Origin of the sequence: Nocardioides conyzicola (assembly GCF_039543825.1) — a bacterium.
In the GTDB taxonomy this organism is placed as follows: domain Bacteria; phylum Actinomycetota; class Actinomycetes; order Propionibacteriales; family Nocardioidaceae; genus Nocardioides; species Nocardioides conyzicola.
Window position 1 is genome coordinate 528,384 of record NZ_BAABKM010000001.1, and the last position, 11,828, is coordinate 540,211.

General features: G+C 71.7%; 15 protein-coding genes. 5 read left to right on the forward strand and 10 right to left on the reverse strand.

Annotation, left to right across the window (positions count from 1 at the left end; translation table 11 throughout):
• Position 1: 1 nt before the first annotated feature.
• The 4 genes from ABEA34_RS02595 to moeZ form a co-directional block, all read right to left on the reverse strand.
• A complete protein-coding gene (locus tag ABEA34_RS02595) occupies positions 2 to 472 on the reverse strand; it encodes a hypothetical protein (protein ID WP_345518935.1) in 471 nt (156 codons plus the stop codon).
• On the reverse strand, positions 469 to 1,194 hold the full coding sequence (locus ABEA34_RS02600; RefSeq protein ID WP_345518937.1) for a DUF4129 domain-containing protein: 726 nt from the start codon (positions 1,192 to 1,194) through the stop codon (positions 469 to 471). The genes ABEA34_RS02595 and ABEA34_RS02600 overlap by 4 nt, the downstream gene beginning before the upstream one ends.
• A 56-nt stretch (positions 1,195 to 1,250) precedes the next feature.
• Positions 1,251 to 2,129, reverse strand: a complete 879-nt coding sequence (locus tag ABEA34_RS02605) for a S1 family serine peptidase (RefSeq protein WP_345518939.1) — start codon at positions 2,127 to 2,129, stop codon at positions 1,251 to 1,253.
• Positions 2,130 to 2,198: 69 nt separating this feature from the next.
• Positions 2,199 to 3,398, reverse strand: a complete 1,200-nt coding sequence (gene moeZ, locus ABEA34_RS02610; RefSeq protein WP_345518941.1) for an adenylyltransferase/sulfurtransferase MoeZ — start codon at positions 3,396 to 3,398, stop codon at positions 2,199 to 2,201.
• A gap of 190 nt (positions 3,399 to 3,588) precedes the next feature.
• Between moeZ and ABEA34_RS02615 the strand changes: the two genes are divergently transcribed.
• The 3 genes from ABEA34_RS02615 to ABEA34_RS02625 are packed head-to-tail and all read left to right on the forward strand — an operon-like array spanning position 3,589 to position 4,738.
• Positions 3,589 to 4,176, forward strand: coding sequence for a TetR/AcrR family transcriptional regulator (locus ABEA34_RS02615; RefSeq protein WP_345519125.1), 588 nt, complete (start codon positions 3,589 to 3,591; stop codon positions 4,174 to 4,176).
• Positions 4,177 to 4,221: 45 nt separating this feature from the next.
• Positions 4,222 to 4,443 (forward strand): DUF3107 domain-containing protein, encoded by a 222-nt coding sequence (locus ABEA34_RS02620; protein WP_345518943.1) that lies wholly within the window; start codon positions 4,222 to 4,224, stop codon positions 4,441 to 4,443.
• Between the two features lie 25 nt (positions 4,444 to 4,468).
• Positions 4,469 to 4,738, forward strand: coding sequence for a GlsB/YeaQ/YmgE family stress response membrane protein (locus ABEA34_RS02625; RefSeq protein ID WP_345518945.1), 270 nt, complete (start codon positions 4,469 to 4,471; stop codon positions 4,736 to 4,738).
• An 11-nt stretch (positions 4,739 to 4,749) separates the two neighbouring features.
• Here ABEA34_RS02625 and ABEA34_RS02630 read toward each other — a convergent pair whose 3' ends face one another.
• Positions 4,750 to 5,463, reverse strand: coding sequence for a ferritin-like fold-containing protein (locus ABEA34_RS02630; protein ID WP_345518948.1), 714 nt, complete (start codon positions 5,461 to 5,463; stop codon positions 4,750 to 4,752).
• Positions 5,464 to 5,603: 140 nt separating this feature from the next.
• Between ABEA34_RS02630 and ABEA34_RS02635 the strand changes: the two genes are divergently transcribed.
• Positions 5,604 to 7,100 carry a DEAD/DEAH box helicase gene (locus ABEA34_RS02635; protein WP_425576851.1) on the forward strand — a complete coding sequence of 499 codons (1,497 nt, stop codon included), beginning with the start codon at positions 5,604 to 5,606 and terminating at the stop codon, positions 7,098 to 7,100.
• Positions 7,101 to 7,199: 99 nt separating this feature from the next.
• Here ABEA34_RS02635 and ABEA34_RS02640 read toward each other — a convergent pair whose 3' ends face one another.
• From ABEA34_RS02640 to ABEA34_RS02655, 4 genes are read right to left on the reverse strand one after another with little or no spacing between them, the layout of a single operon-like run.
• Complete coding sequence (locus tag ABEA34_RS02640; protein WP_345518952.1) at positions 7,200 to 8,042, reverse strand: hypothetical protein; 843 nt, start codon at positions 8,040 to 8,042, stop codon at positions 7,200 to 7,202.
• Positions 8,042 to 8,578 (reverse strand): SigE family RNA polymerase sigma factor, encoded by a 537-nt coding sequence (locus ABEA34_RS02645; RefSeq protein ID WP_345518954.1) that lies wholly within the window; start codon positions 8,576 to 8,578, stop codon positions 8,042 to 8,044. Before ABEA34_RS02645 ends, ABEA34_RS02640 begins: the two co-directional genes overlap by 1 nt.
• 49 nt (positions 8,579 to 8,627) lie before the next feature.
• Positions 8,628 to 9,323, reverse strand: a complete 696-nt coding sequence (locus tag ABEA34_RS02650; RefSeq protein ID WP_345518956.1) for a L,D-transpeptidase — start codon at positions 9,321 to 9,323, stop codon at positions 8,628 to 8,630.
• A complete protein-coding gene (locus ABEA34_RS02655; RefSeq protein ID WP_345518958.1) occupies positions 9,320 to 10,129 on the reverse strand; it encodes a ParA family protein in 810 nt (269 codons plus the stop codon). Before ABEA34_RS02655 ends, ABEA34_RS02650 begins: the two co-directional genes overlap by 4 nt.
• A gap of 62 nt (positions 10,130 to 10,191) precedes the next feature.
• On the opposite strand from ABEA34_RS02655, the gene ABEA34_RS02660 reads away from it, so the two are divergent.
• Positions 10,192 to 10,953, forward strand: coding sequence for an SDR family NAD(P)-dependent oxidoreductase (locus ABEA34_RS02660; protein WP_345518960.1), 762 nt, complete (start codon positions 10,192 to 10,194; stop codon positions 10,951 to 10,953).
• Here the strand turns inward: ABEA34_RS02660 and ABEA34_RS02665 are convergent.
• Entirely contained in the window at positions 10,922 to 11,818 is an 897-nt protein-coding gene (locus ABEA34_RS02665) for a PHP domain-containing protein (protein ID WP_345518962.1), read from the reverse strand. The two genes, ABEA34_RS02660 and ABEA34_RS02665, sit on opposite strands and share 32 nt — an antisense overlap.
• Between the last annotated feature and the right edge of the window lie 10 nt (positions 11,819 to 11,828).

Sequence of the window (11,828 nt, forward strand, 5' to 3'; positions counted from 1 at the left end):
GTCACAGCTCCTCGATGATGGTCAGGCAACGGTCGATCTCTGCGCGGCTCAGCCAGCGGGCCGGTCCGGACAGTACGGCGCTCAGCTCCGGCCCCAGGACGGCGGCCGCGCCCGGGTCACCCCGGTGCAGCCCGTGCCGCTGCCGGAGCACCTGGTCGGTGAGCACCCCCAGCCGGTCGCGGAGGGTGTGGTCGGGCGTGCGTGAGGACAGGTGGGCCTCCATCAGGCCCACGTTGCGCAGCAGCCGGGGGTCGCCGCTGTCGCGCACGGAAGGGCGCTCGACGTCGACCTGCCACGACGGCTCGCCGAGGTTGAGCGCGTCGCGGAGCAGGCCGAGCAGCGCCGTGCAGATCGCGACCAGGAGGGCGAGCCGGACCGGGTCGGGGTCGGCATCGATGAGCACGAGCAGCAGCCCGAGCCCGACGTACGCCGCAAGCCCGCCGGCGACCCGCGGCCACCACCGCCCGATCACGCGGTCACCGGGCCGTGGACCGTGCGGTGGATCCGGTCGAGCGCCTCGAGCGCCGCGGTCCGATCGTCCTCGGTGAGCTCGTGCTGGGAGAAGCGCGCCTCGCGGTAGAGGCCGGCGAGCCGGGACACCGCCGCCGGGTCGGCGTCGACCAGGTCCAGGACCCGGATGGTGTGCTCGGAGGAGGTCTCCCAGGCACGGCGCTCGACGCCCGCGGCCGCGGCGGCGAGCTCGAACCGGTGCCAGCAGGCCACCACCGCGTTGCGGGGGCTCCCCCCGGTGAGCGCCGCACGCTGGGCGTCGATGCCGGCGAGCAGCTCGCGCGCCACCGCAGCACCCGGGTCGACCACGTCGAACGCGGACTCGAGCCGCACGCTGCGACTCGCCCGGTCCCGGCGGACCCGGCGTACGGCGAGCAGCCAGCGCACGAGCCAGACGAGCAGCGCGACCACCAGCACGACGGCCGCCACGTTGAGCAGGACGGCGATCACCCGGATCCACCCGGCGTGCGCGCCAGCGTCGTGCGGACGCGGCACCGGATCGGTGTCGCCCTGCGGCGTCGCGGACTGGCTCGGCTGGTCGGTCGGCGTCGCCAGGCTGGGCCCATCGCCGCGGATCACGTCGTTGGGCCCGATCGAGGCGGCCCAGGTCACCAGCACCACGCCGAGCAGCACTCCCACGGCCACCAACGCCACGGCCAGGGTGCCGGAGCGCCGAGCGGTCATGCTCGGCAACCTACCGGGACACCCTGGCCGGGGCCACGCGATCTACGTGAGGTGCATCAGAGGATCGGGTCGAACGCCTCCGTGCCGTTGACCAGCTGCAGGCCGGAGATGCCGGAGTGCTGCTGGGCGAAGGCGAGCTCCTTGCCGAGGTCGCCGATGTTGTTCGACGCCGGGAGCGGGGCCAGGCCGAGCGTGGACAGGACGCCGATGGCCTTGCCGTCGGCGCTCACGAACGCCGAGCCGGAGTCGCCGGGGACGCCCGGGGACACGGTGTAGAGCGGGTGCGACCAGCCGCCGTCGGCGGCGTCGTCACCGAGGCTGACGCCGGTGTGCGGCGAGAGCAGCGCGATGCCGGCGCGGAGGCTGGAGTTGCCGTAGGTGTAGACGCGGTCGCCGGCGGCGGTGCCGTCGGTGTCGATGCCGGTCGGGCCGCCCCAGAAGGGGATCGACGGGTTCACCTTGGAGACGTCGGCGGCGGACACCTTGACCAGCGCGAGGTCGTTGTAGGCGCAGGTGTTGGCGTCGGTCGTCCCGAGCTCCTTCTCCTTGAGCCAGGACGAGTACACGAGGGTGCCGGTGCCGACCTGGGTGCCCTCGCTGACCAGGCTCCCGCCCTCGTTGAAGGTCACGGGGGTGCCCAGCGGGAGGGACTCGGCCTGGCAGCCGTTGGTGTCGGTCGCCTCACCGAGGCCGGCGCAGTGCGCCGCGTAGCCGACGTACACGTTGGAGGAGGCGTCGGTGTAGACGAAGTTGGCGGTGCACTGGGCACCCTCCGTGTACATCATCGTGCCGGGGTGGATCGCGGCCGTGTCGGCGGGCGCCCACACCGGCGCGCTCTCCGCGCGGCTCGGGCTCAGCGCCAGCAGCGCGGCGGTCAGGATCGTGATGGTCACGGCCGCGAGGACCGCGGCCACCTGGGATCGAGAGAGGCTCATGCCCCGGTCAACGACGACGCTCCCGGCCGGTTACGCGGTGGTAACCGACCGGGAGCGTCGCAAAAAGCGTCAGTACGTGGGCTGCGAGGGGTCGATCTGGTTGACCCAGGCGACCACGCCGCCGCCGACGTGGACGGCGTCGGCGTACCCGGCACCCTTCACGATGGCGAGGGTCTCGGCCGAGCGGACGCCCGACTTGCAGTGCATGACGATCTGCTTGTCCGACGGCAGCTGCTCCAGCGCCGAGCCGTTGAGGAAGTCGCCCTTCGGGATCAGCACGGAGCCCGGGATCCTGTTGATCTCGTACTCGTTGGGCTCGCGCACGTCGATGAGCACGAAGTCACGGGTGCCCTCCGAGCGCTCCTTGAGCATGTGCTCGAGCGTGGTGACCGAGATCGTCGACCCGGCGGCGGCGTCGGCGGCCTCGTCGGAGATCGCACCGCAGAAGGCCTCGTAGTCGATCAGGCCGGTGACCGTCGGGTGCTCGCCGCACAGCGCGCAGTTGGGGTCCTTGCGGACCTTCAGCTTGCGGTACTCCATCTCCAGGGCGTCGTAGATCATCAGCTTGCCGATCAGCGGCTCACCGATGCCGGTGAGCAGCTTGATGGCCTCGTTGACCTGGATCGAGCCGATCGACGCGCAGAGCACGCCGAGCACGCCGCCCTCGGCGCAGCTCGGGACCATGCCCGGCGGCGGCGGCTCGGGGTAGAGGCAGCGGTAGCAGGGCGCGTCGTCCGACATCGACGGCGCGAAGACGGAGGCCTGGCCGTCGAAGCGGTAGATCGAGCCCCAGACGTAGGGGATCCCGAGGAAGTACGCCGCGTCGTTGACCATGTAGCGGGTCGCGAAGTTGTCCGTGCCGTCGACGATCAGGTCGTAGCCCTGGAACACCTCCATGACGTTGTCGTTGTCGAGGCGCTGCTCGTGCAGGATCACGTTGACGTACGGGTTGGTCTCGGCGATCGACTCCTTGGCCGACACCGCCTTCGACTTCCCGATGTCGGACTGGCCGTGGATGATCTGGCGCTGCAGGTTGGACTCGTCGACCTCGTCGAACTCCGCGATGCCGAGCGTGTGCACGCCGGCCGCGGCCAGGTAGAGCAGGGCGGGGCTGCCCAGACCGCCGGCACCGATGACCAGCACCTTGGCGTTCTTCAGGCGCTTCTGACCGGTCATGCCGACGTCGGGGATGATCAGGTGGCGGCTGTAGCGACGCACCTCGTCGATGGTCAGCTCGTCCGCGGGCTCCACGAGCGCGGGAAAGGACACGGCGTACTCCTCAGTCTTGCAGCGAGATTGTCTTCCACCGGGCGAACAACCTCCGGTGCTGCCATGTTCCCCGTGGGACACCGGCCCGGATCGCCGCGTCCCGTCATCCGGACGGCCGTGACCCACCGGTAGTGTTCACCGCGTGACGGCAGAGCAGTACGACGCACCGGCGCGGCCCCGCGGCGGCCGGATGCCCCGGCGGGAGCGCCGCGCCCAGCTGATGGAGTCCGCCCTCGAGGTGTTCGTGGCCCAGGGCTACCACGCGGCGGCGATGGACGACATCGCCGAGCGCGCGGGCGTCTCGAAGCCGGTGCTCTACCAGCACTTCCCGGGCAAGCTCGACCTCTACCTCGCGCTGCTCGACCGCTCCTGCGACACGATCATCGACAACACGCGCGTCGCGCTCGAGTCGACGCCGGACAACAAGCTGCGCGTCGCGGCGACGATGGACGTCTTCTTCGAGTACGTCGCCAGCGACACCGGCGCGTTCCGCCTGGTCTTCGAGTCCGACCTCACCAACGAGCCCGCCGTGCGCGAGCACGTCGACCGGGTGACCACCGAGTGCGCCGCGATGATCGCCCACGTGATCCACGACGACACCGGCCTGCCCGGCGACGCCTCGCGGCTCCTCGCCGTCTCCCTCGTGGGAATGGCGCAGGTCAGCGCTCGGTTCTGGCTCTCGGACCCCGGTGACATCAGCCGTAAGGACGCGGCCGCGCTGGTCGCGGGCCTGGCCTGGCGCGGCATCCGCGGCTTCCCGCTCACCGACGAGCACTGACCCATCGCACGCCCCGCACAACGAAGCGCTAACAAGGAGGACCTCGTGGAGGTCAAGATCGGCGTCCAGAACGCCGCCCGTGAGCTGACGATCGACGTCGAGGAGACCCCGGAGGCGATCGAGCAGCTCGTCGCCGACGCCGTGTCCGGCGACGGAGTCCTCAACCTGAAGGACAGCAAGGGCCGTCGGGTCATCGTGCCCGTCGCGAAGCTCGCGTACGTCGAGCTCGGCCACGGCACCGCGGGCCAGGTCGGCTTCCGCGGCTGACCCCACCTAGGAGCTTGATCCGACCATGATCTCCGCGCTGCTGTGGGCCGTGATCGGTGGCACGGTCATCGGCCTGCTCGGCAAGCTGGTCGCCCCGGGCGACCGCGACGACGTACCCCTGTGGCTGACGGTGCTGTGCGGCATCGGCGGATGCCTGATCGGCGACTACCTCTACGGGCTGTTCTTCAACCCGCGCACCCTCGGCGTCGACTGGTGGAGGCACGGATGGCAGGTCGTCGCCGCCGCCGTGCTCGTGATGATCGCGGCCAGCCTGACGGGGCGCCGGCGGGCCTAGCCGCACCGGTGCTAGCTGTCGAGCCCGAGCTCGGCCATCCGCTCGGCGTGCCGCTCCGTGATCCGGGTGAACATCCGCCCCAGCGCAGCGAGGTCGAGCCCCGGCCGGTCGATGCCGCCGGCGAGCAGCGCGGTGAGGGCGTCGCGGTCGGCGGCGACGCGCTGGGCCTGGGTGAGCGCCTCCCCCATCAGCCGGCGACCCCACAGGGCGAGCCGGCCACCGAGGCGCGGGTCGGCGGCGATCGCGGCCCGCACCCGGTCGACCACGAAGGCCGAGTGCCCGGAGTCCTCGAGCGACGCCACGATCAGGTCGCGGGTGTCGGCATCGAGGTAGGCCGCGATCTCGCGGTAGAAGTCGTTGGCCATGCCGTCGCCGACGTACGCCTTGATCAGTCCCTCGAACCAGTCGGCGGGCGCGGTGTACTCGTGGAACTTGTCGATCGGCGCGCGGAACGGCGCCATCGCCTCGAACGGGTCCGCGCCCAGCTCGGAGAGCCGCTCGCGCAGCCGCGCGACGTGGCCGAACTCGGCCGACGCCATCGAGGCGATCGCGACCTTGTCCTCCAGCGTCGGCGCCAGCTTGGCGTCCTCCGCGAGGCGCTCGAACGCCGAGATCTCGCCGTACGCGATCGCCGCCAGGAGGTCGATGACCGCCTCGCGGTACTGCGGGTCCTGGAACGCCACGGGACTCTCGTCGTGGGCGGGCGGCGGCGCGGATGGGGGCACGTGCGCACCCTACCGATAGACTCGAGGTGACCGAGGTCGTCTCTGCGACCTCGCCGCATGTGCGCGGCAGACCACTCTGAGTCCGCCGCATCCGACGTTCAATCGGTTGATACCCGGCTGACTCACGAAAGCAGAAGACACTGACCACGTTCCGAGAGCTCGGGGTCCTGCCCGAGATTTGCGACGCGCTCGACCGCCACGGCATCACGACCCCCTTCGCCATCCAGGAGATGACCCTCTCGGTCGCCCTGATGGGCACGGACCTCATCGGCCAGGCCCGCACCGGCACCGGCAAGACCCTCGCGTTCGGCATCCCGGTGCTGCAGCGCAGCGTCTCGCCGACCGACCCGGCGTACGCCGACCTGCCGCAGGGCAAGCCGCAGGCGCTCATCGTCGCCCCGACCCGTGAGCTCGCGCTCCAGGTCTCCAGCGACCTGTCCATCGCGAGCAAGGACACCGGCCTCCGGGTCCTCACCGTCTACGGCGGCGTGGGCTACGACACCCAGCTCGACGCCCTGCAGACCGGCGTCGACATCGTCGTCGGCACGCCCGGCCGCCTGATCGACCTCGCCAACCGCCGCGCCCTCGACCTCTCGCACGTGCACGCGCTCGTGCTCGACGAGGCCGACGAGATGCTGGACCTGGGCTTCCTGCCCGACGTCGAGCGGATCCTGCGGATGACGCCCGAGACCCGCCAGACGATGCTGTTCTCGGCCACCATGCCGTCGGCGATCGTCTCGCTGGCCCGCATCCACATGCGGCACCCGATGAACATCCGCGCCGAGTCGTCGTACGACACCTCGATGGTGCCCGCGACCGCGCAGTTCATCTACCAGGCCCACGACCTCGACAAGCCGGAGATCATCGGCCGGATCCTGCAGGCCGAGGACGCCGAGAAGATCATCGTCTTCACCCGCACCAAGCGGCAGTCGCAGCGGATCGCCGACGACCTCGCCGAGCGCGGCTTCAGCGCCAGCCCCCTGCACGGCGACATGGCGCAGGTCGCGCGTGAGAAGGCGCTGACCAAGTTCCGTGAGGACAAGATCCGGGTCCTGGTCGCGACCGACGTCGCCGCCCGCGGCATCGACGTCCGCGGCGTCTCCCACGTCATCAACTACACCTGCCCCGAGGACGACAAGACCTACGTCCACCGTATCGGCCGCACCGGCCGCGCCGGCGCCTCGGGCATCGCGATCACCTTCGTCGACTGGGCGGACCTGCACCGCTGGAAGATGATCAACAAGGCGCTCGACCTGCCGTTCGACGAGCCGCAGGAGACCTACTCGACCTCCGAGCACCTCTTCCACGACCAGGGCATCCCCGCGGGCACGAAGGGCCGGATCGTCGACCCCGCCCCCGTGGAGCGCAAGCCCCGCGAGGACCGTGGCGGCGACCGTGGTGGTCGCTCCGGTGGCGACCGCTCCGGCGGTGGCGACCGTCCCGCCCGCAACCGGGACCGCAACCGCACGCGCACCCGCAGCGGTGAGGCCGTCGCCGGCGACGCTCCGGCAGCTGCCTCCGCCGCTCCGGCGGCCGACGGCGAGTCGCGTCCCAGCGGCAGCCGCAACCGCAACCGTCGTCGCCGCTCCGGCGGCTCCGGTGGCGGTGCCGCCGAGAAGGCTCCTGCCGCGGAGTGAACGGCGTCAGGGATACCCGGTCAACCGGGTATCCCTGAACTCCTGGGCCTCTGCATAGCCCAAGAAGTTGGCGAAGTGCCTGAGGAGTACGCCGTCGGCTCAGGGAGCGCCGTGGACCCAGCCCTGGTTGTCGTCGAAGTCGACGTAGCCACTGAGGGTGCGTCCGGCATCGACGAAGGCGGCCGGCAGGGCGTCGCCCCACATCGGGAGCGTCGCGATCGCCGTCAGGTCGTCGACGTCCAGGGGAGGCATCGGCCGGGTCCGGTCCCAGGCACCGCCGTCGATGTTGACCTCGAAGCCGTTGGTCGCGATGGCGACGACGCGGATCCGGTCGGGCCGCAGCAGGTCCGCGACCAGGCGGATCCCGGGGCCTCCGGGCACGTCCGTGCGCTGTTCGTACGTCGTGAGCTGCGACCCGTCGGCCAGCCGGGTCACCTCGCAGCGCAGCTCGGCGGGGTCGTCGCAGGTGGCGTGCATGCCGCGACCGTGCTGCACGTTCAGCCCGATCTCGGAGCCGCCGACGTCGTCGGCGTCCTCCCACCGGATCTGGGCGTAGTAGTCGCCACTGGTCTCCGAGTGCTGGCCCTTGAGGTCGAAAGCCGACCCGGCTCGCTGCTGGCCGACCGCCCAGTGCAGCGCGAGCACAGCCGCTTGCCCGGTGGTCGGAGCGGTGGGCCCGGCGAGATCCGGGGTGACCATCGCGGCCGGGACCGGCCCGTCGCTCGCGACGTCGGCACCGGTGCCACCCGGGCCACCGACGGCGGCCAGCACGCTGCCGGTCAGGGCGAAGGCGGCGACGCTCGCCGCGACAGCGATCCCCGCCGTACGCCGGCGGCGCAGGCTGGTCCCCCGGCGGCGGGCGACGGTGGTCATCAGGCCCAGGTCGGGACCGGTCTCGTCGACGCGGTCGAGGGTGTCGGTCAGGTGCTCGTGCAGGTTCATCAGGACTCCTCGTCCAGGTCGGTGAGGTGGAGACGGAGGCGCGCGAGGGCGCGCCGGGAGCGGGTGCGCACGGCGGTCTCGCTCAGCCCCAGATCGGCAGCCGTCTCTGCGACGCTGCGGTCGAGCCAGTAGCGGAGCACGACGACCACCCGGTCGCTGGGCGAGAGGGCGCGCAACGCCGCCATCAGGTCGAGGTGGAGCGCCGGGTCGGCGGGATCGGCCGGGTGGTCGGGCAGGTCGTCGCTCGGGCGCTCGGAGGAACGACGCAGCCGGCGGTGCGACACGTAGGTCCTGGTCAGCACGGTCCGGGTGTAGGCGACCGGATCGTCCGCCCGGCTCACCCGCGACCAGGCGGCGTACACCTTGGCGTAGGTCGTCTGGAGGAGGTCCTCGGCCAGGTGGTGGTCCCCGCCCGTGAGGAGCAGGGAGGCACGGTAGAACTGGCGCCCCGTAGCGGATACCAGCTCGTCGAAGCTCCGTACGTCGGGCACCGAGAGCCGCTCCGTCGGGCTGAGGTCAGTCGTCGAGATGGTCACACCCCCCTGACGCCTCGACCCGGCGTCCGCGTGACACCCCGATCGCCGGTCAGGCGGTGACGACGACGTCCGTGCCGAGGGGCGCGAACTTCCAGAGGGCGACGGCGTCGGCCTCCTTCTGGCGGATGCAGCCGTGCGAGAGCGGCGTGCCGAGCTGGGCGACGGTCTGGACGGGCTTGCCGTCGTCGACGGGGATGTCGTGGAAGCCGATCGCGGCGTGGTCGCCCTGGGCGAAGCGCACGAAGTACTTCATCGTCCCGGAGTCGTCGACGCCCCAGGCCTGCTCCGAGCGGGAGTAGACCTGGTAGCTGCCGGGGTCGAGGTTGTCGTAGGCGCTGCCCGAGACCAGGTAGGTGCGCTTCACCTTCTCGTGGTCGCCGATCAGCCACACCCGCTGGCGGCTCTGGCTGAAGACCACGCGCCGGCCGTCGCCCGAGTCGGCCGGGACCGTGGTGTCGTCGGCGGGATCGACCATCGGCTCGACGTCGGCGGCCGAGGTCGAGGCCGGCTCGGACGTGCTCGGCGACGCCGCGTCCGAGGCGAGGTGAGCGGTCGCGCCGAGGTCCGCCGCGGCGTTGTCGGTAGGCGACTTCTGGGCCGCCGCACCGCCGTCGGAGAAGGGCAGCGCGCCGAACGAGCCGAGCAGCGCGATCGTCGTGACCGCGAGCGACACCCCGAGCGCCGTGAGCCGGCCGTAGCGCGGCCGGACCGGTACGGCGCGGTGGGCGCCGCGAGGCTCGGTCACGACGCCTTGCCCGCCTTCTTCTTCCGAGACTTCGGGCGCTTCGAGCGCGCGACCAGGTTCTCGGCGGCCTCGCGGTAGGCACGCGCGCCCTTGCTGCTGCGGCTCGTCGCGAGGATCGAGCGGCCGGCGGCCGGGGCCTCGGCGAACTTGATCGTCTTGGGGATCGGCGGCTCGATGACCTCGAGGTCGTAGGTCTCCGAGATCGTCTCGAGCACCGTGCGGGCGTGGTTGGTGCGCCCGTCGTACAGCGTCGGCAGCACGCCCCAGACCTCGAGCTTGCGGTTGGTGAAGCGGCGTACGTCGTGGACCGTGTCGAGGAGCTGGCCCACGCCACGGTGCGAGAGCGTCTCGCACTGCAGCGGGATCAGGACACCGTCGGCGGCGGTCAGCGCCGCCACCGTCATCACCCCCAGGGAGGGCGGGCAGTCGAGCAGGACCCAGTCGTACTCGTGACCGTCCTCCTCGAGCGTCTCGATCATCGTCTTGATGACGTGCTCGCGACCGGTGCGCGTGAGCAGCTCGGCCTCGGCGCGCGCGAGCTCGATGGTCGCCGGGACCAGGTCGACCCCGTCGTCGGTCGTGATGATGACCTCGGAGGGGTCGAGGCCCTTGGTCAGCACGTGGTGGACCGAGAGCTCGAGGTCCTCCGGGTCGATGCCGAGCGAGAACGTCAGGCACGCCTGCGCGTCCAGGTCGACCAGGAGCACGGAGTGGCCGAGCTCGGCGAGCGCGGCACCGATGGACGCGACGGTCGTGGTCTTGGCGACGCCGCCCTTCTGGTTGGCGATCGCGAGTGTCGTGGTCATTGCTGTCCATCATGCCCGACCGCCCTCGCGGGATCCCGCAGGCACCTGCTTGACTCACGCACATGTCGAAGACCGCACTCGTGACCGGCCCCACCGCGGGCATCGGGAAGTCCTTCGCCCACCAGCTCGCCGACCAGGGCTACGACCTCGTCCTGGTGGCCCGCGACCGCACCCGCCTCGAGGCCGAGGCCGCCGAGCTGACCTCGACGTACGACGTCGCGGTGGAGGTGCTGCCGGCCGACCTGGTCGACCGCGAGCAGCTCGCCCTCGTCGAGGCCCGACTCGCCGACCGGGACCGCCCGATCGACCTGCTGGTCAACAACGCCGGCTTCGGCCTGAAGAAGCGCTTCCTCGACAACCCCGTCGACGCCGAGCAGGCGATGCTCGACGTGCTGGTCACCGCCGTCATGCGGCTCAGCCACGCGGCGCTCGCGCCGATGGCGGAGCGCGGCTCCGGCGGGATCATCAACGTCTCGAGCGTCGCGTCCTTCCTGCCGCGCGGCAGCTACAGCGCGGCCAAGGCCTGGGTGAACTCGTTCTCGGAGTGGGCCGCCTACGAGTACCGCGACCAGGGCGTCACGATCACCTGCCTGTGCCCCGGCTTCACCAAGACCGAGTTCCACGAGCGGATGGACGTCTCGCGCGGCTCCGCGCCCGACTTCCTGTGGCTGGACGCCGACGAGCTGGTGGCCACGGCGCTCAAGGACCACGCGAAGGGGAAGGTCTACTCGATCCCGGGCGGCCAGTACAAGGTGATCACGACCGCCGCCCGGCTGGTCCCGACGCCGGTGCTCAAGCGCTTCCAGTCGCTGGGCCGTAAGTAACGACCGGCGGCACCCGGTCGCTGCGTACGCCGGCGTCGGCAGCCAGCGCCATCAGCCGCTCGTACTCCCCCGGGTCCGTGGTGTTGCAGCCCAGGTCGTGGTCGACCTTGCCGTCGCCGTGGTAGTCGCTGGAGCCGGTGGCGACCAGCCCGATGTCCCGTGCCAACGCACGCAGCCGCGAGCGGGCCGCGGCGTCGTGGTCCTGGTGGTCGACCTCGATGCCGGCGAGCCCGACGGCGTGCAGGTGGGTGAGGGTTGCCTCGTCGGGCCGGCCCAGGCCGCCCCGCCCCCACGGGTGCGCGATCACCGAGACGCCGCCGGCCTCGGTCACCGCGCGGATCGTGCCCTCCAGCGGCGCGGCATAGCGGTTGACGTACGCCGACCGGCCGGCCCCGAGGTAGCGGTCGAACGCCTCCGTCCGGTCCCCGACCACGCCCAGGGTGACCAGGGCGTCGGCCACGTGCGGCCGCCCCGTCGCCGCCGCACCGTGCGACGCCGCTCGTACGTCGTCCGCGCTGATGTCGATCCCGAGCCGGCGCAGCCGGTCCAGCATCTCCGGCACCCGCGACTCGCGGCCGGCGAGCACCTGCGTCAGCTCGGCGGCCAACGCCGGCGAGGTGGGGTCGGGCAGGTAGGCGAGCAGGTGCACGCTGCGGCCGTGGTGGATGGTGCTGATCTCCATCCCGGGGACCAGCGTGATGCCGACCTCCTCCGCCGCGGCCGCGGCCTCCGCCCACCCGTCGGCGGTGTCGTGGTCGGTGATCGCCACGACGTCGAGCCCGGCCCGCGCCGCGGCGCGCACCAGCCCGGCCGGGGTGTCGGTCCCGTCGCTGGCACGCGAGTGCGTGTGCAGGTCGATGCGCACGGCACAACCG